20 protein-coding genes and 1 pseudogene are annotated in these 22,869 nt (G+C 73.4%); 8 read left to right on the top strand and 13 right to left on the bottom strand.

All coding sequences use genetic code 11. The annotated features are described in order from the left end of the window. Nucleotides 1-43 precede the first annotated feature (43 nt). Nucleotides 44-910 carry a chitosanase gene (locus ACFC51_RS14530; RefSeq protein ID WP_376369755.1) on the bottom strand — a complete coding sequence of 289 codons (867 nt, stop codon included), beginning with the start codon at nucleotides 908-910 and terminating at the stop codon, nucleotides 44-46. A 132-nt stretch (nucleotides 911-1,042) separates the two neighbouring features. After that, nucleotides 1,043-1,846, bottom strand: a complete 804-nt coding sequence (locus tag ACFC51_RS14535; RefSeq protein ID WP_376369754.1) for a chitosanase — start codon at nucleotides 1,844-1,846, stop codon at nucleotides 1,043-1,045. Between the two features lie 64 nt (nucleotides 1,847-1,910). On the opposite strand from ACFC51_RS14535, the gene ACFC51_RS14540 reads away from it, so the two are divergent. Beyond that, nucleotides 1,911-2,594, top strand: coding sequence for an alpha/beta fold hydrolase (locus ACFC51_RS14540; protein WP_376369752.1), 684 nt, complete (start codon nucleotides 1,911-1,913; stop codon nucleotides 2,592-2,594). Nucleotides 2,595-2,706: 112 nt separating this feature from the next. Here ACFC51_RS14540 and ACFC51_RS14545 read toward each other — a convergent pair whose 3' ends face one another. Further along, nucleotides 2,707-3,315, bottom strand: a complete 609-nt coding sequence (locus ACFC51_RS14545) for a TIGR03086 family metal-binding protein (protein ID WP_376528851.1) — start codon at nucleotides 3,313-3,315, stop codon at nucleotides 2,707-2,709. 116 nt (nucleotides 3,316-3,431) lie between these two features. On the opposite strand from ACFC51_RS14545, the gene ACFC51_RS14550 reads away from it, so the two are divergent. After that, a complete protein-coding gene (locus ACFC51_RS14550; protein WP_376528853.1) occupies nucleotides 3,432-4,424 on the top strand; it encodes a fibronectin type III domain-containing protein in 993 nt (330 codons plus the stop codon). Nucleotides 4,425-4,595: 171 nt separating this feature from the next. Here ACFC51_RS14550 and ACFC51_RS14555 read toward each other — a convergent pair whose 3' ends face one another. The 7 genes and pseudogenes from ACFC51_RS14555 to ACFC51_RS14585 form a co-directional block, all read right to left on the bottom strand. Next, nucleotides 4,596-5,768: a VWA-like domain-containing protein gene (locus ACFC51_RS14555; protein ID WP_376528856.1), complete on the bottom strand. Its 1,173-nt coding sequence runs from the start codon at nucleotides 5,766-5,768 to the stop codon at nucleotides 4,596-4,598. Then, complete coding sequence (locus ACFC51_RS14560) at nucleotides 5,761-6,969, bottom strand: AAA family ATPase (protein WP_376379870.1); 1,209 nt, start codon at nucleotides 6,967-6,969, stop codon at nucleotides 5,761-5,763. Before ACFC51_RS14560 ends, ACFC51_RS14555 begins: the two co-directional genes overlap by 8 nt. Further along, nucleotides 6,966-8,729, bottom strand: coding sequence for an ankyrin repeat domain-containing protein (locus tag ACFC51_RS14565; RefSeq protein WP_376528858.1), 1,764 nt, complete (start codon nucleotides 8,727-8,729; stop codon nucleotides 6,966-6,968). Before ACFC51_RS14565 ends, ACFC51_RS14560 begins: the two co-directional genes overlap by 4 nt. Beyond that, nucleotides 8,726-9,865 carry a gala protein gene (locus ACFC51_RS14570; protein ID WP_376528860.1) on the bottom strand — a complete coding sequence of 380 codons (1,140 nt, stop codon included), beginning with the start codon at nucleotides 9,863-9,865 and terminating at the stop codon, nucleotides 8,726-8,728. Before ACFC51_RS14570 ends, ACFC51_RS14565 begins: the two co-directional genes overlap by 4 nt. A gap of 95 nt (nucleotides 9,866-9,960) precedes the next feature. After that, nucleotides 9,961-10,036 (bottom strand): annotated as a pseudogene (locus ACFC51_RS14575). A 162-nt stretch (nucleotides 10,037-10,198) separates the two neighbouring features. Then, complete coding sequence (aceB, locus tag ACFC51_RS14580) at nucleotides 10,199-11,818, bottom strand: malate synthase A (RefSeq protein WP_376379879.1); 1,620 nt, start codon at nucleotides 11,816-11,818, stop codon at nucleotides 10,199-10,201. 285 nt (nucleotides 11,819-12,103) lie between these two features. After that, nucleotides 12,104-12,709, bottom strand: a complete 606-nt coding sequence (locus ACFC51_RS14585) for an NTP transferase domain-containing protein (RefSeq protein WP_376379881.1) — start codon at nucleotides 12,707-12,709, stop codon at nucleotides 12,104-12,106. Between the two features lie 203 nt (nucleotides 12,710-12,912). Here ACFC51_RS14585 and ACFC51_RS14590 point away from each other — a divergent pair, with 203 nt between their 5' ends. After that, nucleotides 12,913-13,218: a DUF5955 family protein gene (locus ACFC51_RS14590; protein ID WP_376379906.1), complete on the top strand. Its 306-nt coding sequence runs from the start codon at nucleotides 12,913-12,915 to the stop codon at nucleotides 13,216-13,218. Between the two features lie 214 nt (nucleotides 13,219-13,432). Here ACFC51_RS14590 and ACFC51_RS14595 read toward each other — a convergent pair whose 3' ends face one another. Both ACFC51_RS14595 and ACFC51_RS14600 read right to left on the bottom strand, forming a co-directional pair. Then, entirely contained in the window at nucleotides 13,433-14,065 is a 633-nt protein-coding gene (locus ACFC51_RS14595) for a response regulator (RefSeq protein ID WP_376379884.1), read from the bottom strand. Continuing rightward, nucleotides 14,062-15,276, bottom strand: coding sequence for a sensor histidine kinase (locus tag ACFC51_RS14600; RefSeq protein WP_376528862.1), 1,215 nt, complete (start codon nucleotides 15,274-15,276; stop codon nucleotides 14,062-14,064). Before ACFC51_RS14600 ends, ACFC51_RS14595 begins: the two co-directional genes overlap by 4 nt. Before the next feature lie 110 nt (nucleotides 15,277-15,386). On the opposite strand from ACFC51_RS14600, the gene ACFC51_RS14605 reads away from it, so the two are divergent. Next, entirely contained in the window at nucleotides 15,387-16,466 is a 1,080-nt protein-coding gene (locus ACFC51_RS14605; protein ID WP_376528864.1) for an ABC transporter permease, read from the top strand. Next, on the top strand, nucleotides 16,463-17,143 hold the full coding sequence (locus ACFC51_RS14610; protein WP_376379892.1) for an ABC transporter ATP-binding protein: 681 nt from the start codon (nucleotides 16,463-16,465) through the stop codon (nucleotides 17,141-17,143). Before ACFC51_RS14605 ends, ACFC51_RS14610 begins: the two co-directional genes overlap by 4 nt. 49 nt (nucleotides 17,144-17,192) lie before the next feature. On the opposite strand, the gene ACFC51_RS14615 is transcribed toward ACFC51_RS14610, so the two are convergent. Then, the gene (locus tag ACFC51_RS14615) at nucleotides 17,193-17,996 is read right to left on the bottom strand and encodes an IclR family transcriptional regulator (RefSeq protein ID WP_376379895.1); all 804 of its coding nucleotides are present in this window, start codon (nucleotides 17,994-17,996) and stop codon (nucleotides 17,193-17,195) included. Nucleotides 17,997-18,330: 334 nt separating this feature from the next. On the opposite strand from ACFC51_RS14615, the gene allB reads away from it, so the two are divergent. The 3 genes from allB (at nucleotide 18,331) to ACFC51_RS14630 (ending at nucleotide 22,803) form a co-directional block, all read left to right on the top strand. Next, nucleotides 18,331-19,674: an allantoinase AllB gene (allB, locus tag ACFC51_RS14620; protein ID WP_376379898.1), complete on the top strand. Its 1,344-nt coding sequence runs from the start codon at nucleotides 18,331-18,333 to the stop codon at nucleotides 19,672-19,674. Nucleotides 19,675-19,676: 2 nt separating this feature from the next. Next, nucleotides 19,677-20,792: an allantoicase gene (gene alc / locus ACFC51_RS14625; RefSeq protein ID WP_376528867.1), complete on the top strand. Its 1,116-nt coding sequence runs from the start codon at nucleotides 19,677-19,679 to the stop codon at nucleotides 20,790-20,792. Nucleotides 20,793-21,096: 304 nt separating this feature from the next. Next, nucleotides 21,097-22,803, top strand: a complete 1,707-nt coding sequence (locus tag ACFC51_RS14630) for a RecQ family ATP-dependent DNA helicase (protein WP_376528870.1) — start codon at nucleotides 21,097-21,099, stop codon at nucleotides 22,801-22,803. Nucleotides 22,804-22,869 lie beyond the last annotated feature (66 nt).

A 22,869-nucleotide genomic window follows, 5' to 3' on the forward strand; every position in this document is an offset into this window, starting at 1 on the left:
GGCCCCGACCGGGGCCCGTACGCGCACCTGGACGTGGAAGGACTCAGCCGATGTGGAAGCTGTCGCCGTAGACCTGCCAGTCGAGCGGCGGGTCAAGATCCAGATTGCCGTTCCGCAGGAACACCCGCTGGGCCGTGTCGACCCTGCTGGTGTCCGAGTGGGCCTCCTCCTGTTCCATCGCCCAGACGCGCGCGTCCAGGAACGCGTCGAGGTAGGCGGTCTCGTCACCGCCCTGCGAGGGCGGTGCGGCCGCGGCCAGGGCACGCTGTCGGATCGAGCCGAAGCTCGTGGAATCGGTGCCGCCGCCGTGCATCACGATGGCGTCGTAGTACGCGAACTGACCGAGCGTGCCGAGGCCGTCGGCCTTGCCCTGACGCACCGCCGGGTCGAAGTACACCCGGTCGCGCTCGTCGTTCTGGGCCTGCTCGAACACGGGGTCCGAGGCCGCCTCGGACCAGGCGCCGGTGAATCCGGGGTCGAGCCCCTCGTGCGAGTCGGTCCCGTCGACCTCCCGCAGGGCGGGCAGGTACGCGGCCAGGACGTTGCCCGGCTTCCGCTCGGTGTACAGCTCCACCAGGGCGAGCATGTCCCCGGTGCCGGAGCAGAAACCGATGATGCCGGCGGTGTAGCCGCGGCCGTCCCCGATGTCCTCGATGTAGCCGTACTGGGCCTTCCAGTCGAGCGTCGAGTTCTCCGCGCTCGACACGAGCTGCATCGCGATGTCCTTCTTCGCGGGGTCGTCGAGACCGGTCGCGGCTGCCTCCAGGTGTGCGGCCGCCGGCGTGGGGGCGCCGGCGAGGGCGGTGGCCGGGATCGCCGTGAAGGTCAGCCCGAGGGCCAGTACGGCGAGTCCGACGGTGCGGGTGAGTCGGGTGGTGCGACGCGGGGTGCTGGTGTGGGGGTGATGCACCGGTCCTCCAGAAGGAGTTCGTCGTCCGATGTTCTGTTAGGAAGGTTTCCTACCAGAGCTCGGGGCGCGCGGTAACCCCCCGCGCGCCGTACGGTGCGGAGTTCCTCGCGGACCGGTCGCGAGCCGGAGGTGTCAGCCCGCGTCGATGCGGTAGCTCTCGCCGTAGACCCGCCACGCCAGCGGGGTCTCCAGCTGGAGCTTCCCCTCGCGCACGAAGACGCGCTGGGCGGTCTCCACGCGGCTCGTGTCGCTGTGCGACGGCTCCTTGCGGAGCGCGGCCACCCGGGCGTCCAGGAAGGCGTTCAGATACGCCTCCTCGTCACCGCCCTCGGAGGGCGGATCGGCCACGGCGAGGGCCTGGGCCCGTATCGTCCGGAAACCCACCGTCCCCTCGGCGTCGGCGTATCCGTGCATCACATAGGCGTCGTAGTAGATGAACTGCCCCAGGGCGCTGAGCCCGTCGTCCTCGGCCCGGCCGACCGCCGGGTCGAAGTACGAGGCGTCGCGCTCCGCGTCCTGTGCCGAGCGGAGCGCCGGATCCGCCGCCGCCTTCGCCCAGGCCCCGGTGAAGGCGGCGCCCAGACCGTCGTGCGAGTCGGTGCCGTTCACCGCGCGCAGCGCCGGGAGGAACGGCGCGAGCGCGTTGTCCGGGCGCTTCGCCGTGTAGCGCTCGACGACCCTCAGCAGGTCTCCGGTGCCGGAGCAGAATCCGATGATGCCGGCGGTCCAGCCGCGGCCGTCCCCGATGTCCTCGATGTAGCCGTACTGGGCCTTCCAGTCGAGCGTCGAGTTCTCCGCGCTCGACACGAGCTGCATCGCGATGTCCTTCTTCGCGGGGTCGTCGAGGCCCTTCTCGGGGGAGCCGGAGGCGGCGCCGGAACAGCCGGCCAGGACGAGGGCCGCGGCGGCGGCGAGGGCGAGACGTCTGTGCTTCACGCACCAAGCGTGCCAGGCCGGGGGCCGGAGCCGACGGGCGTCCGGCGCCTGTAGCGTTCGGTACATGGAAGATCAGTCTGTTGTGGACGTCGGCGATGTACGGCTGGCGTACCGGACCTGGGGCGACCCCTTCGGTTCACCCGTGGTCCTGTTGCACGGCCTCGGGGGCTCGTCGCTGAGCTGGGAGGCGGTGGGGGCCCTCCTCGGCGAGGAGTGGCGGGTGTACGCCATCGACCTGCGCGGTCACGGCGAGAGCGACTGGCCCGACGAGTACGCCTTCGAGCAGATGAGGGACGACGTGCTGGAGTTCCTCGACGCCTGCGAGATCGACCGGGCCGGCGTCGTCGGGCACTCGATGGGCGGGGTGGTCGCCTACCTGCTCGCCGAGGAGCACGCGGACCGGGTGGAGCGGCTGGTGCTGGTCGAGACCCCGCCGCCGTTCCCGGGGCAGCTCATCGACGACAGCAGCCCCACGGGACCGGTGGACTACGACGAGAACGCGTTCCCGGCCGTCCGGGCGCAGATCGCCGAGCCGGATCCCCGCTGGGAGGAGGAGCTGGGGCAGATCGTCGCCCCGACGCTGATGATCGCGGGGGGCCCGGAGAGCACCATGCCGCAGGGCAGGCTGGCCGACATGGCCTCGCTCATCCCCGACTGCCGGCTGATCACCCTGGGCGGCGGCCACCAGGTGCACAGCAAGCACCCGGATCAGGTGGCCCACCAGATCACCGAGTTCTTCACCAGCTGAGCCGTCCGGCGCGCGGTCCCGGCGTGCGGGCTCCGGCCGTCGTACCGCACGGTCACCCGGGGACCGGCCCTCCGGGCGGCCGGCCCCCGGGTGCCGCGTGCGCCCGCACGTGTCAGCCGCCCGGCCGCCAGTCCGGCCGGCGGCCGCTGAGCGCGATGACGCGGTCCAGCAGCGGTGCGTCGTCCGGGACGGCGACCGGCGGGCCGAAGATCGCGTCGGCGCCGGACCTGTCGTCGTCCCCCGGGGCCAGCATCGCCTCCGACGAGCGCAGGCTCGCCTCGTCGGCCGAGAACTCCTGCCCCGTCGACCGGGCCAGGTCCCAGCCGTGTACGAGCAGCTCGTTCCGTGCGACCATCCCCGCGACCTCGCCGGGCAGGTCCACGCCACCCGCCCGGGTCATCCCCTCCAGAGCGGCCGGGGAGCGCCAGGCCGCCACCAGCTCGTCCAGCAGGGGCGGCAGAGCCGTGCGCCAGTCGGCCGGCAGCACGGGCAGGGCCGAGTCCGGAGAGGTGTCGGTCGCCGGTCCGAGCTTCTTGGCCGCCGCGTCGCGGAAGGCCGCGGCCAGTCCCAGCAGGTGCCCGAGCAGTTCCCGTACCGCGTAGTCGGGGCAGGGGGTCGGGCCGGCCAGCTGAGCGTCGTCGACGGAGCCGGCGAGCGCGCGGACCTGCCGCGCCACGGGTCCGAGATCGAGTCCGGGTGCGTTTTCCTCGTGCGTATCCATGTCCTTAGGACTCGTCCCGGCACCGGAACTCATCGCGGACATTGCGGAACGTTCCGATCCCCCCTCTTGTCGGGGGCCCCACCGGCATGGCATATAGGTCTGGACCATTGCTCCGGATGGAAGGCATCACCGTGCAACGCCCCCACGCACGCACCGCGTTGGCCTGTCCCGCCGTCCTGCTCCTCGCCGCGCTCACGGCCTGCGGCGGTACCGCGCAGGCCGACACGGAGAAACCCACCGCCCCCACGGGTGTGACCGCCCAGGCCGGCAGCGCCACATCCGCCCACGTCATGTGGGAGCAGGCCTCGGACGACACGGGGATCACCGGCTACGACGTCTACCGCGGTGGGAAGAAGGTCCTCTCGGTGCCCGCGACGAAGCTGATGACCGACGTCGACGGCCTGACCGCCTCCACCGACTACACCTTCACCGTCAGGGCGCGCGACGCCGCCGGGAACGTCTCGCCCGAGAGCGCCTCCGTCCCCCTCACCACACCCGCCCCCGCCCCGGACGACAGGAAGGCGCCCACCACCCCGGTGCAACTCCGGGGCAAGGCGGACGGCGCGCGGACGGTCACGCTGTCCTGGGGCGGCTCCACCGACGACGTGGGCGTGACGGCGTACGACATCTACCAGGAGGACGCCAGGATCCACAGCGTTCCCGGCACCGGGACCACGGCCAGGCTCTCCGGCCTGCGCCCCGGCACCGTCTACACCTTCACCGTCCGCGCACGTGACGCCGCCGACCACTCCTCACCGGACAGCCGCCCGCTCGACCTCACCACCCCGTCCGCGCCGGGCGACCCCGCGAGCACGGCTCCCACCGGGCTGCGCACGACGACGACGGCGCAGGAGAAGGAGTTCGTGGTGGACCTCTCCTGGGACCAGCCGGAGACCGGCGGCACGATCCCCGCGTACCAGCTGTTCCTCAACGGCGAACTGACCACCACGATCGTGTGGGGCGGGACCCCGCCCGCGGGCCGCGCGACGTACCGGCTCACCCTCGCCGACCCGCCGGGCACCCGCTACTCGCTCAAGATCCGGCCCAAGCTCCCCGACGGGACGTGGGGCGACTTCTCGGCCCAGCGGACGGTGGTCCTCACCGGCTGAGCTGCGGTGACCGCTCGTCCGGGCCGGGGCCCGCGCGCCGAGGCGCCGGGCCCGGCAGCCACACCGTGCCGCTGCTCTTCAAGGACTACGGGGACATCCCGTCCGGCGGGTGAGCCCCGAGGACCGTACGGCCGTGCGCCGCTCCCGGAGCCGGGGGCGGCGCACGGGGGCTCAGCCCGTGACCCGTACGGTCTCGATCCACGGCGGAGGGGTGGGCGCGGACGGCCCGATGAGCGCGGCGACCAGCCGGCAGGCCGGGGTCTCGTCCGGCCACGGCGTGTGACCGTCCGTCAGTACGACGATGACCGAAGGGCGTTCGGGGGCGGCGAGCGCCGCCGCGATGCCGACCCGCATGTCGGTGCCACCACCGCCGCCGAGCGTGATCTGCCCGGCGTTCGTGACCCGGGAGACGGCCTGGACGTCGGCGTCGCAGGCCAGGACCGTGACCCGGTTGCCCCGGATCCCCACCTCGCGCAGCACACCGGTGACCTCGGCGAGCGCGGCGGCCAGCTCCCCGTCACCCATCGAGCCCGAGGTGTCGATGACGACCGCCACCCTGGGCAGCGGCCGCCGCAGGCTGGGCAGCACGACCCCGCGCAGGGCCGCGCTCCTGCGGGAGGGGCGGCGGTAGGTGTAGTCGACCGCCCCGGCGGCCCAGGCCGCTGCCTCCCGCACGGCCCCCGTCAGCGCCTGCCGCCAGTCGACCGTGGGTTCGAGGACCTCGTCCGCCCAGCGCTTCCATCCGCCCGGCAGGGTGCCCCTCGCCCGCACGTGGGCGCGCATGGCCTCCGCGGTGTGGCGCCGCAGCGACTCCGCCTCCACCCCGCCGACCCCCGCCGGCCCCGCTGCCGCATCCGACTCCCAGGGGGACGGCTCGCCGTGGGCGCCCGACCCGCAGTCGTGGACCCGGGCGGAGGGCGGCAGCGCCGCCAGGTACGCCTCGAAGAGCTGCCCCTCCGGAAGGCCGAAGAGACGCGGCTCCAGGCGCCCGGCGGGCAGAGGGAGCCCGTCGGCGATCAGGTCGTCGTTGATCTCGCAGTCCTGGGCGACGTTCACCCGGTGCCGGTCACGACGGTCCGCCGCGGGCAGCAGATCCGCCCGGCCGTGATGGTCGCGCAGCAGATGTGCGACCTCGTGCACCCAGACCGCCGCGAGCTCCGCCACCGGGGTCCGGTCGACGAAGCCGGGCGAGACGTAGCAGCGCCAGTGCCGGTCCACACCCATGGTCGGCACCTCGTCGCTGGGCACCACCGTCAGCGCGTACAGCGCCGAGGCGAGGTACGGGCGGTCCGTGGCCGCCCGGTACCGCGCCGCGAGCAGCTTCGTGGTGTCCAGCTCAGCCACCCTGCGGCAGGGCGCCGGACTGCCGCAGCAGGTCGAGGAAGCCGTCGATGCCCGGCGGCACGGGCCAGTCCAGGCTGCGCATGGCAGCCAGGTCGACCGCGGCCCGGGCCGCCACGTCGGGCACCCCCGCGTCCACGGCCTTGGCCAGCACCGCCCATCCCGCCTCCCAGCGCTTCCGGGTGGGCTCGCCCTGCACCGCGGCGACGACCGCGATCAGGAAGGCGAGCTGCCGGTCGCCCCGCTCGGGCAGCGCGAAGGCGTCCGGGTCGGCGAGCACGCGGTCGGGGTCCGGCAGGTCGAGGTGGTCCAGGTAGGACAGCAGCTCGATCCCCGCCCCGTCCCCGACGGCGCCGGTGAGCGCGGTGGCGACCGCCTCCCGTCCGGTGCCCGCCGCGTAGCCGGTGGCCAGCAGCCGCAGCGCCATGTCCCAGGTCCTCGGGGACGGCCACGCGCGCCCCCGGCTCTCCGCGTCGGCCGGGAGATGGTGGACCAGGCCCGGACGTGCCGTCAGGAACCCGGAGACGACGCCCCGGGCCCGGGCCACCGCGCCGGAGACCTTGGCCGGGTCGACCACCGGCACCCCCAGGGCCGGCCAGGTCCCCGCCATGCCGCGGGCGACGGTGCGCGGGTCGTGCGTCCACCGGAGATGGACGAACCGGTTGGCGAGCGGCGGGCTGAGGTGCCAGCCGTCCGCCGCGCTCGACGGAGGATTGGCCGCCGCGACGATGCGGACGCTCCCGGGCAGCCGCAGACTGCCCACCCGCCGTTCCAGCACGACCCGCAGCAGCGCGGCCTGCACGGCCGGAGGCGCCGACGACAGCTCGTCGAAGAACAGCAGCCCGCGGCCGGAGCGGGCGAGCCTGACCGCCCAGTCCGGAGGCGCCATCGGCACCCCCGTCACCGCCGGATCGTCCCCCACGACCGGCAGCCCCGCGAAGTCCGACGGCTCGTGGACGCTCGCGACGACCGTCTCCAGTTCGAGCCCGAGGCCGGCGGCGAGCTGCTCCATCCCGGCGGACTTGCCGATGCCCGGCTCGCCCCACAGCAGGACCGGCTGATTGGCCGTCACCGCCAGGGCGAGCGCGTCCAGCTGCGGGCTCTCGGCGGGCTCGGTGCGGGTGAGGTGCAGGCGCCGGTTGAGCTCGTCGGCCGCCTCCAGGGGAGTGGAGGGGCGGGGCCGGTCCCCCGTGGTGGTGCTCACTGCTCGTCCTCCCCGTCCCTGGTCCTGAACCATCTCTCGTACCAGTCGGCTCCGATGCCCGGGTGCTCCGAGGCCAGCCGCTCCTGGAGGAAGGCGAGGTCCTCGCGCTTGTACCGGTGGATCAGCTGGTCGAGGGAGAGCCCCTCCGCGTCCGTCACGTCGATCCGGGCGCCCGCGTCGAGCAGCGCCCGCACGAGCGTGAGGGGACCCTTCTCGCTCACCGCGACGCTCAGCGGGGTCCGGTCGAGGTGGTCCCTGGCCTCCAGGTCGAGCTTCGCCGCCAGCAGCCGCGGCAGGAGTGCCTCGTGGTCGAGCAGCGGCAGCGCGTGCAGCAGGCCCCGGCGCCTGGCGTTGCGCACCCGGACGTCGACCCCGGCGTCCAGCAGCTCCAGGACGCCGGCGGTGTTCCCGTGCTGGACGTGCAGGAACAGCTCCTTGCGCTGTGCCCGCAGCGCCTTCGGGAGGCGCCCCTGCCCCGTCGTGCACGAGTGCTCCACCGCGAAGCAGCCCGCGACCGCGCCGCCGAACGCCCGCATGGCGCTCTCGCGCTGCCGCTCCTCCTCCGTGTGCGGGGAGCGCAGGGCGCCGTCGCGGAAGACGACCTCGTGCCACTCATCCCGGCACCGCACGCGCACGGGAGCCGGCAGGGACGGGCCGGGCGGCCCGAATGGGCCTTCGAGGGCGGGGAACAGGGCCCGCGCCACCAACGGATGCAGCCACCGCGGCGGTATGACGCCCGCCCGCAGGAGATCGAGGTCGCGCGGACGCCGCCAGGCCGCCTCCGGCAGGAAGGCGGCGGCATCGGTGGACCCGGCCTCCACGACCGTGGCGCGGAGGCGCCCGCCCGCGCTGGGGTCGGTGAGCTCCAGCAGGATGTGCCTCCGCCAGTGGCCGGCGGCCAGGAAGCGTTCGCTGCCGACGGCTGCCGTCGCCCGGCGCACGGCCGACTCGAGCCGGGGGATGTCGATGGCGGTCGCGCGGAGGATCGCCCCGGGATCCATCCGGTACAAGGCGCGTTCGGAGGCGGGCGGCGTCGGATCCCATTCGATCCCCGCCGCGGCGAACGCCTCCGAGATCTCGCCCCGCTCGTACAGCAGCGTCACCCGCTGCGCCCGGGCGGCGGCGTCCCCGTCGCCGGACGCGCCGAGCTCCTGCTGAGTGAGCGGGGTGCCGTCGTCGTGGAAGAAGGGGATCCGGCCGCCGGCTCCCACGGCCGCCCGCAGACCGTCCGTGCGCCGGGAGTCCCACAGATGCCGGACCGAGCGCCAGTCCTCGGTGCCGCCGGGGAACAGACCGGGGGAGGACTCGCCGGGCACGGCCCCGAAACGCAGGGAGAGCCGCTGAGGGCCCTCCACCATCGGGGGCGTACGCAGATGGAGGTACGGGGCGTGGGGCAGACCGGACCCCTCCTGGTGTCCGGCGTATCCGGCGTACCCGGCGAGGACGACGGTCCGGTCGGGGGCGAGCGTCGAGCGCCCTCCCAGGACCCGGGGCAGGTGCCAGCGCACCAGGTCGGGCACCAGGTGGAGCAGGTCCGGCAGCAGGGCCTCCGCGACGGCCGTGCCGTGCGCGGAGGCCACCTCGGCGGGATCGAAGTCCACATCGACGCCTGCCGCGGCGAGCGCGCCCCGCCAGTCCCCGGCCAGCCGCCGCTCCGCGGACCGCTCGATCATTCCGCGGGGTACGGCGTACCGCCGGACCTGCCACAGGCTCGACGCGTCCTCGGCGGTGAGGAACCGGTCCTCCGGACGAAGCCTCACCGGTAGACGCTCCGGATCGCGCGCAGGTCGGGGTGGGCGCCGCGGTCGGGGCGCAGCCGGGTGGCGAAGGACCGTTTCACCTTGCGGGGGAGCCCGGGGCCGAGCCCGACGTACTCCAGCCGGCAGTCCGCGCCGACCGCGCCCAGCAGGGCCTTCGCGCCCCGCGCCGTCAGCCCTGTGTGGGCCAGTTCGAGACGCCGCAGGGGGCTCCCGGGCAGGGCCAGGGCCAGCGCGTGGGCGCCGGCGTCGCCGGTCGCGTTGCCCGCCGCCCCGAGGCTGCGCTCCGACAGCGGCCGTCCGAGGTCGAGGGCCTCGATCCCGCCCAGCGCGTCGGCCAGGGCGCCGGCCCCGGCCGGCCCGATCCCGTTGCCGCCGAGGCCGAGCCGCACCGGGCGCTCCGGATCGGCCGATGCGGCGAGCACGGCGGCTCCCGCGTCGCCGAGGTGGTTGGCCGGCACGTACAGTTCCCGCACCCCCGCGTCCCGGATCAGCGCGGCGAGGAGCGGAGCGGCGTCCGGGCCGATCCCGTTGCCGCCGAGGAAGAGCCGCTCCAGCGGCTGTTCCCGCGAGGCCAGCGCGTCGAGCAGCGCCTCCAGACCGGCGGTGGTGACGCCGGTGTTGACCAGGTCGAGCGTGCGCAGCGAGGCGGTGCGGACCAGCATCGGCGCGAGGGCCCGGACGCCGGCGTCGCCCAGCGGATTCCGCTTCAACCACAGCGCCCTGACGGTGGTGTCCGCGCCGAGCGCGCCCGCGAGCGCGGCGGCGCCCCCGGCCGCGATGCGGTTGCAGCCGAGGTAGACCGTCCGCAGCCCGTGTCCGCGTACGCCGCGCAGAGCGTCAGCCACCGAATGCGCGCCCTCGTCGCCGAGGGAGTTGGTGCCGAGCAGGACGTGGCGGGCGTGCGGCGACCGGGCGAGGGCGGGCATCAACAGGGCGGCACCGGCTGCACCGAGGCCCTGTTTACAGAGATCGGCGCATCCGTCGGCACGCAGCGTCCCGACCGGGAACACCTCGTCGGGACCGACCGCCCGCTCACTCCCGAGCCGCTCCATCAGCGGGTCCAGCGCGGCCACATCGACGAGCGGAACATCCGGGTGCTCGATCGCGGGGCAGCGCACGGGCATCGGCTGCGACAACACAACTCCCCCAGTCGCACGCCGGATCCCGGGCCGGAGGCGGACGGTCCGCGCCCACCACCCGCCCGACGCCGGCGCGATCCTCCAAGAACAGGTGGCAAGACCGGCCGGATTCGAACCGGCGTCCTCCAGCTCGATGCGTGGGCGCGACGACCTCTGCGCTACAGCCTTGCCGTGCGTGATCATAGCGGCCACCGGCCTGAAATCGCACGCCTGTACGCCGGTACTCCGGTGTGGGCGCAGGCCCGCGCGGTCGAGGCGGACCTCCCCGTACGCGGAAGCGCCGCACCCCGGCGCGGTCGACGCGGGGTGCGGCGCTTCGTCCTGCGGGGCTCAGCCCAGCTGCTCGTACGCCGGCAGCGTCAGGAAGTCCGCGTAGTCCTGGTCCAGGGAGACCTGGAGCAGCAGGTCGTGGGCCTGCTGCCACTTGCCGGACTCGAAGGTCTCGTCGCCGATCTCCGCGCGGATCGCGGCCAGTTCCTCGGCCGCGACCTTGCGGGCCAGCTCCGCGGTGGCGTGCTCGCCGTTCTCGAAGACCACGTCCGCGTTGATCCACTGCCAGATCTGCGAGCGCGAGATCTCCGCGGTGGCCGCGTCCTCCATCAGGTTGAAGATCGCGACCGCGCCCATGCCCCGCAGCCACGCCTCGATGTAGCGGATGCCGACCGCGACCGCGTTGCGCAGACCGTCGTACGAGGGCTTCGCGTCCAGCGTGTCGATGGCGATCAGGTCGCCCGCGGCCACCGAGACGTCCTCGCGCAGGCGGTCCTTCTGGTTCGGCTTCTCGCCGAGGACCGCGTCGAAGGAGGCCATGGCGATCGGGACCAGGTCCGGGTGGGCCACCCAGGAGCCGTCGAAGCCGTCGTTCGCCTCGCGGTCCTTGTCGGCCTTGACCTTCTCGAAGGCGACCTTGTTGACCTCGGCGTCGCGCCGCGAGGGGATGAAGGCCGCCATGCCGCCGATGGCGTGCGCGCCGCGCTTGTGGCAGGTGCGGACCAGGAGTTCGGTGTACGCCCGCATGAACGGGGCGGTCATCGTGACCAGGTTGCGGTCGGGCAGGACGAACTTCGAGCCGCCGTCACGGAAGTTCTTGACGATGGAGAAGAGGTAGTCCCAGCGGCCCGCGTTCAGCCCGGAGGCGTGGTCGCGGAGCTCGTAGAGGATCTCCTCCATCTCGTACGCGGCGGTGATCGTCTCGATCAGGACGGTGGCGCGGACCGTGCCCTGCGGGATGCCGACGTAGTCCTGGGCGAAGACGAAGATGTCGTTCCAGAGGCGCGCCTCCAGGTGCGACTCCGTCTTCGGGAGGTAGAAGTACGGGCCCTTGCCGAGGTCGATCAGCCGCTGCGCGTTGTGGAAGAAGTAGAGGCCGAAGTCGACCAGCGCGCCGGGCACCGGGGTGCCGCCGAGCTGGAGGTGGCGTTCGTCCAGGTGCCAGCCGCGGGGGCGCGTGACGACCGTCGCGAGCTCCTCGGCGGGCTTGAGGGCGTACGACTTGCCCGACTTCGGGTCGGTGAAGTCGATGGTGCGGGTGTACGCGTCGATCAGGTTGAGCTGGCCGGTGATCACGTTCTCCCACGTGGGGGCGGACGCGTCCTCGAAGTCGGCGAGCCAGACCTTGGCGCCCGAGTTCAGGGCGTTGATGGTCATCTTGCGGTCGGTCGGACCGGTGATCTCCACACGGCGGTCGTCGAGCGCGGCCGGGGCCGGGGCGACCTTCCAGGTGTCGTCCACGCGGATCGCTTCCGTCTCGGGGAGGAAGTCCAGCGTGGAGGTGCGGGCGATCTCGGCCCGGCGCTCGCCCCGGCGGGCGAGCAGCTCGTCGCGCCGGGGCGTGAACTGCCGGTGCAGCTCGGCCACGAACGCGAGGGCCGCATCGGTCAGGACCTCGTCCTGCCTCGGCAGGGGCTCGGCATCGACGATGGCCAGCGGGGACGGCGCTGGTGCGGACATGAGCTGTCACTCCTTCAGCGGGGCGGCGCGGACGACGTCCCACGGCTGCCGGGTCGCCTGAGACGGCACGGGGTGCCGTGGCTCCGAGATACGGCCGTGGGTGCCGTACGGGTGCGGAAGCGGCGCGGCGTGCGTGCTGCGTGCTTCTGATCAGTGGATATTAGTTTCCTCATGGTGGAAGTTCAATGGTTTGTTGATATCGAGATTCTCCGGGTCGACAGATATGGGCCCTCGGTGGCGCGGAGTGCCAGGGCCCGCACGGACCGTGTACCCCGTGCTCCCCGCTCACTCCAGGTGCCTCAGGTCCTCCGCCGTGTCGATGTCATGGGCCTGAGCCACATCGGAACACTCGACGAGCGTGATCGCATCGCGGTGCGCCCGCAGATAGGCCCTTGCCCCCTGGTCGCCGACCGCTCCCGCCGCGATGTCCGCCCACCGGTCGGCCCCGAACAGCACCGGATGGCCGCGCTCCCCGTCGTACGCTGCGGCCGCCAGGGCCGCCCGGGAGCGGTACGCCGCGCGGACCCGTGCCACCGCCTCCGCGCCGATGCCCGGCTGGTCGACGAGGAGCACGAGGGCCGCGTCCGCCTCCGAGCCCATGAGTGCGTCCAGCCCGGCCCTCAGTGAGGAGCCCATCCCCTCCTCCCACCGCGGGTTCACCGTCACCGCGCACGCCGAGAGGTCCGCGCGGGCCCGCACCTCGTCGGCGGCGGCGCCCAGCACGACGTGCACCGGGCCGCAGCCGCCGTTGCGCAGCGTCCGTGCGGCGTGCTCGACGAGGGGGCGGCCGCGGTGCTCCAGCAGGGCCTTCGGCCGGCCGCCGAGGCGCCGGCCGCCACCCGCGGCGAGCAGTACTCCGGCGACCACGGGGATCCGTTGTGTGTGAGCCATGCGCTCTGGATACCACTGCGCCGGCTCGGCCGACGGGAGGGGTGTCACCCCTCAGGGGTACCCTCGGACTCCGTCCGCACAGTGGCGCACGTCACCTTCGATGGCGTTAACTTGGCGGCGGTCCCAGGCACTTGACCGCTGCCCGGGGCGAGGTCGACACACCGGCACAAGGACGTGCGAGGGGGAGTGCTTTGTTGCGAAGCGTGGGGCAGGAGCGGTTGACCGGCATCGACGAGGATCCGAGAGTGGCGGAGCTGCGTACGGCCGTCTCCAGGCTCCGCCGTGAACTGGCCGTACTCCGGACCGAGTTCCCCGACCGGGGCATCGCCGAGGACGAGCTGGCGGCCCTGGACGCCATGGCCCTCAGCGGGAGGCCCGAGATACCCCGGCTGCGCCGTTCGCTGCTCCTGGTCGCGGGGGCCATCGGTTCGGTCAGCGCGCTGGCGCCGGGCCTACGGGACGTACGGGTGGCCGTCGACCTCTTCGGGGAGCCTCCGCACCACGCGTGAGACCCCGGGGAGTGGTCCGCGCCACGCGCCGGGCTCGGGGGAGCGAACTGCGCCCTCCCGGCGCTCGGTGCGGCGGTCCGCGCCCTTCGGGAGGCTCGGGGAGCGGTCCGCGCCCCTTCGTGAGGCTGCGGAAGTCTCCGCGCCCCTTCGTGAGGCTTCGGAGGTCTCCGCGCCCCTTCGTGAGGCTTCGGAGGTCTCCGCGCCGCGCGTGACGTCAGCGGCGGATCAGGCGGCGGGCGGTCGCCGCGGCCACCGCCGACGTACGTGAGTCGACGCCCAGCTTCGCGTAGATGTGCACCAGGTGGGACTTCACCGTCGCCTGGCTCAGGAAGAGCCTCTTGCTGATCTGCTGGTTCGACAGGCCCTCACCGACCAGCCGGAGCACCTCCAGCTCACGCTTGGTCAGGGCCTGGGCAGGTGTCCGCATGCGGTCCATCAGCCGGTGCGCCACCGCCGGAGCGAGCGCCGAGCGGCCCGCGGCCGCCGTGCGCACGGCCGCCGCCAGCTCCTCGGGCGGGGCGTCCTTCAGCAGATAGCCGCCGGCGCCCGCCTCGACGGCGGCCAGGATGTCGGCGTCCGAGTCGTACGTGGTGAGGATCAGCACGCGGGGGGCGTCCGCGGCGGCGGTGATCGCCGCGGTGGCCTCCGCGCCGTGCATGCCCGCGCCGAACTGCAGGTCCATCAGGACCACGTCGCACACACCGGTCGCGGCCAGGGCGACGGCCCGTTCCGCGGTGGGGGCCTCGGCGACGACCTGGAAGTCCGGCTCGGTGTCCAGGACCGCGCGGAGACCCGCCCGCACGACCGGGTGGTCGTCGGCGAGGAGCAGCCGGATCGGCCGGGTCACGCCGCCCTTCCCTTCCGGCCGTCCGCGCTCTCCGCACCGGCCGGGAGCGGCAGGGTGACGGCGACGGCCGTTCCCTGACCGGGCCCCGACTCCACACTGAGCGTGCCGCCCAGCGACCGGGCCCGCGCACGCATCGCGAGCAGCCCGAAGCCGCCGCCGGAGGTGCTCGCGGGTCCGGCGGCCGTGTCGAAGCCGTGGCCGTCGTCCACCACGTCCAGGGAGACCGACGTCTCCATGAAGCTGAGGGTGATCTCCGTCCGGCGCGCTCCGGAGTGCTGGACCGCGTTGGCCAGCGACGACTGCGCGGTGCGCAGCAGCGCCACCTCGTACGGGGTGGGCAGCTCGACCGGCCTGCCGCTGACGGCGAACTGCACCGTGAGGTCCGGCGCTGAGGTGCGGGACGAGAGGCGGGACAGGGCCGCCGCCAGGGAGCCCTGCTGAAGATCGGGCGGGGTCAGGGCCCGGACGAAGCGGCGCGCCTCGGCCAGGTTGTCCTGGGCGGCCTCGCGGGCGCGCCGGACGTGCGGGGCCGCGGGCGCGTCCTCCGGGAGCGAACGCTCGGCGGCCCGCAGCAGGAGCTGGATGCTCGACAGCCCCTGCGCGAGGGTGTCGTGGATCTCCCGGGCCAGCCGCTCCCGCTCGGCCAGGGTGCCCGCGGCGCGCTCCGCGTCGGCGAGTTCCGCCCGGGTGGAGACGAGCTCGTCGATGAGCTCGCGGCGCCGCTCGCTCTCCCGGAACAGCACGTCGTATCCCCGTACGGTCGCGACGGCCACCGCCGCGCCGAGCAGCGGACCGATGAAGGCACCCGGCGTGACCTCCTGCTCGTGCAGCAGGAAGCTGCTGATCGCGGCTGCGGCCGTGACCGCCACGGCGGGCAGCCCCCACCGCAGCGGCAGCAGGTGCAGCTGGAGGAAGTAGAGGGGGAACGCCACCCACAGCGCTTCGGGCGACAGGGCGAGCAGCGCCAGCCACACCGCCCCCAGCGCGGTGAGCCAGAGGGATGCGGCGCGTGTGTGGGGCTGGACGACGGGGGCGAGCGCGCCCGCCAGGTAGAGGGCGGCCATCAGGCCGGCCAGCACGACCACGGCCGTGGCGTGCGGTGTGCCGTCGCCGGTCGCTCGCAGCGCGGCGAGCAGCAGCAGTCCCACCAGCAGCGCGTGCAGACAGAGCCGCAGTGCGGTGGTGACGGGGGTGGGGGCACGCAGATCCATGGTCGTTCCAGCGTAGACGCGCCCGGCGCCGGGCCGGTCAACCGAAAGGTTGAGGTGGGCCCCGTCCGGCGCGCGATGTCCCCGCGGGCCCGGGACCGGAGTCTGGAGCCATGTTCGTCGCATGGAGAGATCTACGGTTCGCCCGGGGCCGCTTCGCCCTCATGGGCACGGTCGTCGTGCTGATCACGTTGCTCGTCGGGCTGCTGTCAGGCCTCACCGCGGGCCTGGGCAGGGAGAACACCTCGGCCGTCACGGGGCTGGACGCCGACCGCATCGCGTTCGCCGCACCGCCGGACGGACGGCCGGTGTCCTTCTCCGACTCGGCCGTCGAGGAGAGCGCCTGGCACATCTGGGCGGAGCGGTCGGGGATCTCCTCCGCCCGGCCGCTGGGCATCCGGACGCTCGACGCCTCCGCGGACGAGGGGAGGCGCACCGCCGCCGTGTCGGCCTTCGGCGCCGAACCCGACGGCGGGCTCGCGCCCTCCGGCGTGGGGGCGGGCCGGATCGTGCTGTCGGAGAAGGCTGCCGCCGAACTCGGCGCACGGACCGGTGACACGCTCGGACTCGGCGGCCACCGGATGACCGTGTCTGCGGTCGGCGGCGACGCCTCGTACAGCCACACCCCGGTGGTGTGGACCTCGCTCGACGACTGGCAGCGCATCGCGGGCACCGCGGGACAGGCGACCGTGATCGCCCTGACCACGGACGGGGGCGCCGACTTCGCCGCCGGGGACGCGGCGGCGGGCACCAGCACGCTGACCCTGGCCGGCTCCCTCACCGCGATCGGCTCCTACCAGGCCGAGAACGGCTCGCTCCAGCTGATGCGCGGTTTCCTCTTCGCGATCTCCGCGCTCGTCATCGGCGCCTTCTTCACGGTCTGGACGATCCAGCGCAGCGGCGACGTGGCCGTGCTCAAGGCGCTGGGTGCCTCCACTCCCTACCTGCTGAAGGACGCACTCGGGCAGGCCGTGGTGATGCTGGCCCTCGGCACCGGCCTCGGTACCGGTCTCGCGGCGGGGGCCGGCGCCCTGGTCGGAGGGGACGGCGGCGCCGTGCCGTTCGTCCTCGACGCGTCGACGGTGCTCGTCCCGGCCGGCGTGATGATCGTCCTCGGCGCGCTCGGGGCCGCCCTGTCCGTCCGGCGGATCACCGCCGTCGACCCCCTCACCGCACTCGGGAGCGCCCGATGACCCTCACCCTCACCGATGTCACGCTCACCTACCCCGACGGCGACACCCGGCTCACCGCACTCGACCGGGTCTCCCTGGACGTGCCCGCGGGCACACTCACGGCGGTCGTCGGGCCGTCCGGATCGGGCAAGTCCAGCCTCCTCGCCGTGGCGGCCACACTCGTCACCCCGGACCGGGGGCGGATCACCGTCGCCGGTACGGAGACCGCGGGGCTCAGCCGCGCCGACACGGCGGCCCTGCGCCGCGACCGCATCGGCATCGTCTTCCAGCAGCCCCATCTGCTGCCGTCCCTCACCGCTGTGGAGCAGCTCCAGGTGATGGCGCATCTGTCACGGCGTTCCGTGCGCGCGGCCAGGGGCCGGGCCATGGATCTCCTGGACGCGGTCGGCCTGGCCGACAGGGCGAGCAGCAGGCCGCACCAGATGTCGGGCGGTCAGCGCCAGCGGATCAACATCGCCCGGGCCCTGATGAACGAACCGGCGGTGCTGCTCGTCGACGAGCCGACCAGCGCCCTCGACCACGAACGGGGCGCGGCGGTCCTCGACCTGCTGACCGGCCTGACCCGGCAACGCTCCACGGCCACGGTCATGGTCACCCACGACCGGGCGCACCTGGACCGGGTGGACAGGACGGTCGGCATGGAGGACGGACGTCTGTCGCTGCCCGCCCCGGCCTGAGGGGCCGGCCGGGGGAGGGCCGGGCGCCGGGCGGTCGGCTCGCGCGGTGTCAGCCCGCCGAGCCGCCGCTGCTCGCCAGTGCCTCGGAGAGCTCCTTCGCGATCTGCTGGAGGATCGGCACGATCCGCTCGGTCGCCGCCTCGGTCACCCGGCCCGCGGGCCCGGAGATGGAGATGGCGGCCGAGGTCGGGGAGTCGGGCACCGGGACGGCGAGGCAGCGCACCCCGATCTCCTGCTCGTTGTCGTCCACCGCGTACCCCGCCCGCCGCACCAGTTCGAGCGCGTCGAGGAAACCGTCCGGTGTGGTGATCGTCTTCTCGGTGGCCGCGGGCATGCCCGTACGCGCCAGCAGAGCCCTCACCTCGTCGGCCGGGGTGTGGGCGAGGAGGGCCTTGCCGACGCCCGTGGAGTGCGGAAGGACCCGGCGGCCGACCTCGGTGAACATCCGCATCGAGTGCTTCGACGGGACCTGGGCGACGTAGACGATCTCGTCCCCGTCGAGCAGGGCCATGTTCGCCGTCTCGCCGGTCTCCTCGACCAGGCGCTGGAGGTACGGCCGCGCCCAGGTGCCCAGCAGCCGGGACGCGGACTCGCCGAGGCGGATCAGCCGCGGGCCCAGCGCGTAGCGCCGGTTGGGCTGCTGGCGCACGTAGCCGCAGACGACCAGGGTGCGCATCAGCCGGTGGATGGTCGGCAGGGGGAGCCCGCTGCTCGCGGACAGCTCGCTCAGCCCGACCTCACCCCCGGCATCCGCCATGCGCTCCAGCAGATCGAAGGCACGTTCGAGGGACTGCACGCCGCCGCTGGGACCGGCGGGCTTGGAGTCGGATGTGCTGGCGTGGGACGGCGGCACGTCAACGGTCCTTTCGAAGCGGAGGCAAGGCAGCAGCCTACCGGGCTGTTCCCGATCGGCCCACTGCTCCCGGTGCGGCGTCCTTGCCGGTCAGGACCTGTTTTGTCCGGGTGTCGACGGTCCGGCCCGCGTTCGGAGTGAAGCGCGGTGATGCCGCTCCTGGCCCATTCTACGTTCCGCCTGTCGAAAACGAACTTTTACTTCGTGGAAATCTACAAACCTTGCCTTCCATGATCCTCCGGGGGTTCCATGGGGGAGGCGGGGCCTTGACGGGTCGCCTCCTCGAGTGAAGACTCCTTCAACAGTTCGTTGAAATCTGCCCTGAGGAGCACAGGTGCCCGGTGTGGACTTGAAACTGGTACTGCGCTCGACGCGCGTCGTCACCCCGGAGGGGACCCGTGCCGCCGCGGTCCTCGTTGCCGACGGAGCGATCGAGGCGGTCCTTCCGTACGACGCCGAGGTGCCCGCCGGTGCGCGGGTCGAGGACTTCGGCGACGACGTCCTCCTGCCAGGGCTCGTCGACACCCACGTCCATGTGAACGACCCCGGCCGCACCGAGTGGGAGGGCTTCTGGACCGCCACCCGCGCCGCGGCCGCCGGCGGCATCACGACCCTGCTCGACATGCCGCTCAACTCCCTCCCGCCGACGACGACGGTCGAGAACCTGCGCGTCAAACAGCAGGTGGCGGCCCCCAAGGCGCACATCGACACCGGCTTCTGGGGCGGTGCGATCCCCTCCAACACCAAGGATCTGCGTCCGCTGTACGAGGCCGGGGTCTTCGGCTTCAAGTGCTTCCTCTCGCCCTCGGGCGTCGAGGAGTTCCCCGAGCTGGACCAGGAGCAACTGGCCCGCTCCATGGCGGAGATCGCGGGCTTCGGCGGACTGCTGATCGTGCACGCCGAGGACCCCCACGAGCTGGCGTCCGCGCCGCAGCGCAGCGGTGGGAAGTACGCCGACTTCCTCGCCTCGCGGCCCCGCGACGCGGAGAACCAGGCGATCGAGGGCCTCATCGCCCACGCGAAGCGGCTGAACGCACGCGTCCACGTCCTGCACCTCTCGTCCAGCGACGCCCTGCCGCTGATCGCCGCCGCCAGGCGCGAGGGCGTCCGGATCACCGTCGAGTCGTGCCCGCACTTCCTCACGCTCACCGCCGAGGAGGTCCCGGACGGGGCGACCGAGTTCAAGTGCTGTCCGCCGATCCGCGAGGCAGCCAACCAGGACACGCTCTGGGCCGGGCTCGCGGACGGGACGATCGACTGCATCGTCTCCGACCACTCGCCCTGCACGACCGACCTCAAGACCCCCGACTTCGCCTCCGCCTGGGGCGGCATCTCCTCCCTCCAGCTGGGCCTGCCCGCCATCTGGACCGAGGCCCGCCGACGCGGTCACACCCTCGACGACGTCGCCCGCTGGATGTCCGCCGCGCCGGCGGAGCTCGCCGGGCTCACCCGCAAGGGGGCCATCGAGGCCGGACGGGACGCCGACTTCGCGGTCCTCGCGCCCGACGAGACCTTCACCGTCGACCCCGCCGGACTCTTCCACCGCAACCAGGTCACCGCCTACGCCGGGAAGACCCTGCACGGCGTGGTCCGGTCCACGTGGCTGCGCGGTACGCGGATCGCGGCCGACGGCGTCCTCGCCGAACCCACCGGGCGACTCCTCGAAAGGAACCACTGACCATGACGGCGACACCGCGCTTCACCGGCGACGCCAGCCCCTACGGAGGCGGCGACCCGTACGCCGACTACCGCACCGCCGACTTCCCCTTCACCCATCTCGTGGACCTCGCGGACCGCCGGCTCGGTGCGGGAGTCGTCGCCGCCAACGACGAGTTCTTCGCCGAGCGCGAGAACCTGCTGAAGCCGGAGCCCGCGGAGTTCGACCCCGAACGCTTCGGTCACAAGGGCAAGATCATGGACGGCTGGGAGACCCGCCGCCGACGGGGTGCGGGCGCCGACGAGCCGCACCCCACCGACGCGGACCACGACTGGGCCCTCGTACGCCTCGGCGCCCCCGGCGTGGTGCGTGGGCTGATCGTCGACACGGCGCACTTCCGCGGCAACTACCCGCAGTCGGTCTCCGTCGAGGCGACCTCGCTGCCGGGCTCCCCGTCCCCCGAGGACCTCCTCGCGCCCGACGTGAAGTGGACGACCCTCGTGCCCCGTACGGCCGTCGGCGGCCACGCCGCGAACGGTTTCACGGTCGACGCGGGGCAGCGCTTCACCCACCTGCGGGTCAACCAGCACCCCGACGGCGGGATAGCCCGCCTGCGCGTCCACGGCGAGGTGGCCCCCGACCCGGCGTGGCTGGCCGCCCTCGGTACGTTCGACGTGGTGGCCCTGGAGAACGGCGGTGGGGTCGAGGACGCCTCCGACCGCTTCTACTCCCCGGCTACCAACACCATCGCTCCGGGCCGCTCCCGCAAGATGGACGACGGCTGGGAGACCCGCCGCCGGCGCGACAAGTGCAACGACTGGATCCGCTACCGGCTGGCCGAGCAGTCCGAGATCCGGGCGGTCGAGATCGACACCGCCTACCTCAAGGGCAACGCGGCCGGGTGGGCCGAGATCTCGGTGAGCGACGGCGAGGACGGCAGCCCTGCCGTCCTGCTGCCCCGCACCCGGCTCCAGCCCGACACGAACCACCGGTTCGTCCTCCCGGAGTCCGTGCGCGGCACCCACGTCCGGATCGACATCTTCCCGGACGGCGGCATCTCCCGGCTGCGGCTCTTCGGCTCGCTGACCGAGGAGGGGGCCGCGCGGCTGACCGCCCGTCACGAGGCGCTCGGCGGCTAGGCCGCTTCTCCCGGATCACCTTGCCGGCCGGACGAAGGGTGGCGGCGAGGTGGAGTCCTGAGAGGCGGATGGTGGCGGTCCTGCCGTAGCGGGTGGCCGGGCCGCGCCACTGTTCCAGCTCGACGTGCGTACCCCGCCGTCGCGGTGTGCCGCTCGCGCGCACGGTCCGGGGCGGGCGCGCTGCCGCGCGGGCGGAGGATCGGCCGCATTCGGTGCCGTGAGGCGGCGGACGCGGGGTAGTCGGAGGTCACTCGGACGGCGCTTCTGCCGCCCGGCCCGATCCCACAGCCCCCCGAGGAGCACCATGTTCACCTTCAGCGCGTTGACCCGGCGACTGCAGCGCAGTGCGCGCAAGGTGTTCGGATGGGAGCGGCTGCGCCCGGAGCAGTTGCGGGCGATGAAGTCGGTCATGGAACATCGCGACACTCTCGTGGTGATGCCGACCGGCGCAGGGAAGTCCGCCGTCTACCAGGTGCCCGGGGTACTTCTGTCCGGCCCCACCGTCGTCGTCTCCCCTCTGATCGCCCTGCAAAGAGACCAGGTGAGCGGCCTGTTGAGACGGGCCGGTGCGGACGCCGCGGCCGTGAACTCCACCCAGAGCCGCGGCGAGAACGACGCGGTGTGGGACCGGATCAGCGAAGGGGACGTCGACTTCGTCTTCCTCGCCCCGGAGCAGCTGGCCAAGGACGAGGTGGTCGAGCAGCTCGCGGCGGCGCGGCCCGCGTTGTTCGTCGTGGACGAGGCACAGTGCGTGTCGACCTGGGGGCACGACTTCCGGCCCGAGTACCTGCGGCTGGGCCAGGTGATCGACCGGATCGGCCGCCCGCCGGTGCTCGCCCTGACGGCGAGCGCCGCCGCCCCGGTGCGGGCGGACATCGTCCAGCGGCTCGGCATGCGCGACGTGCGGGAGGTGGTCACCGGCTTCGACCGGCCCAACATCCACCTGGAGGTCATCCCCTTCCGCAGCGCCGCCGACAAGCGCCGGGCCGTGGTCGAACGCGCCGCAGCCGAACCCAAGCCCGGGCTTGTCTACGCGGCGACCCGCAAGGAGTCCGAGGAGTACACCCGCGAGCTGGGCGACCTGGGGCTGGGCGTGGCGGCGTACCACGCCGGCCTGCCAGCCAAGGAACGCGGTGCGGTGCACGACCGTTTTCTCGCGGGGGAGCTGGACGTGGTGGTGGCCACCTCCGCCTTCGGGATGGGAATCGACAAGCCGGACGTCCGGTTCGTGCTGCACGCCTCGGTGCCCGGCTCCCTGGACGCCTACTACCAGGAGATAGGCCGCGCCGGACGGGACGGGAAGCCGGCCCGGGCGATCCTCGCCTACCGGTCGCAGGACCTCGGCATGCAGCGGTTCTTCGCCGCCGGACGCCCCGACCCGGACACCGTCTCCCAGGTGGCCGCCACGTTGGAGGAGCACGCCGGCCCGGTCCGGCCGAGCGACCTGCGCCGCGAGACGGGCCTGACGGCCAGTCGGCTGACAGCCGTCGTCAATCTGCTGGAACAGGTCGAAGCGGTACGCACCACCGCATCGGGAGACCTGGAGACCACCGGTGCCGATTCGGCGGACGCCGCCCGCAAGGCCGTCGAACTCGGTGACGCACACCAGCAGCTGGAGCGATCGCGGGTCGACATGATGCGGGGCTACGCGGAGAACACGGGCTGCCGGCGGCGGTTCCTGCTCGGCTACTTCGGGCAGGAACCGGAAGCCGGGGGGTCCTGCGGCTCCTGTGACCGCTGCGAGGCCGCCGCACTCTCCCAGCAGGGCCCGAAGGCGGCCGCGGGGGTGCTGGCCGGCACCGGTGGACCGGTGGCCCCGCAGGAGGTGAGCCGTGCCGACCACGCCCCGCACCCCTTCCGGCTCGGCGCCCGGGTCCGGCACGGTCAGTGGGGGGACGGCTCGGTGATGAGCCAGGACGGCCGTCGGCTGACCGTGCTGTTCGAGACGGCCGGCTACCGCACGCTCTCCCTGGACGTGGTCGAACAGAACGGCTTGCTGACGTTGTGCTGAAGACCGGCGCCCGGCGCGGGCCAGGCGCAGGCACTCGCCCCGCAGCCCGGATCGGAGGCCCGGGCC

The organism is Streptomyces sp. NPDC055962 (genome assembly GCF_042270185.1).
In the GTDB taxonomy this organism is placed as follows: Bacteria; Actinomycetota; Actinomycetes; order Streptomycetales; family Streptomycetaceae; genus Streptomyces.

Excerpts from the sequence above, each read along its gene's own strand:
- ACFC51_RS14540 (WP_376369752.1), top strand. The coding sequence starts at position 1,911 with ATGGAAGATCAGTCTGTTGTGGACGTCGGCGATGTACGGCTGGCGTAC.
- ACFC51_RS14545 (WP_376528851.1), bottom strand. The coding sequence starts at position 3,315 with ATGGATACGCACGAGGAAAACGCACCCGGACTCGATCTCGGACCCGTG.
- ACFC51_RS14550 (WP_376528853.1), top strand. The coding sequence starts at position 3,432 with ATGGAAGGCATCACCGTGCAACGCCCCCACGCACGCACCGCGTTGGCC.
- aceB (WP_376379879.1), bottom strand. The coding sequence starts at position 11,818 with ATGTCCGCACCAGCGCCGTCCCCGCTGGCCATCGTCGATGCCGAGCCC.
- ACFC51_RS14585 (WP_376379881.1), bottom strand. The coding sequence starts at position 12,709 with ATGGCTCACACACAACGGATCCCCGTGGTCGCCGGAGTACTGCTCGCC.
- ACFC51_RS14600 (WP_376528862.1), bottom strand. The coding sequence starts at position 15,276 with ATGGATCTGCGTGCCCCCACCCCCGTCACCACCGCACTGCGGCTCTGT.
- ACFC51_RS14605 (WP_376528864.1), top strand. The coding sequence starts at position 15,387 with ATGTTCGTCGCATGGAGAGATCTACGGTTCGCCCGGGGCCGCTTCGCC.
- ACFC51_RS14610 (WP_376379892.1), top strand. The coding sequence starts at position 16,463 with ATGACCCTCACCCTCACCGATGTCACGCTCACCTACCCCGACGGCGAC.
- alc (WP_376528867.1), top strand. The coding sequence starts at position 19,677 with ATGACGGCGACACCGCGCTTCACCGGCGACGCCAGCCCCTACGGAGGC.
- ACFC51_RS14630 (WP_376528870.1), top strand. The coding sequence starts at position 21,097 with ATGTTCACCTTCAGCGCGTTGACCCGGCGACTGCAGCGCAGTGCGCGC.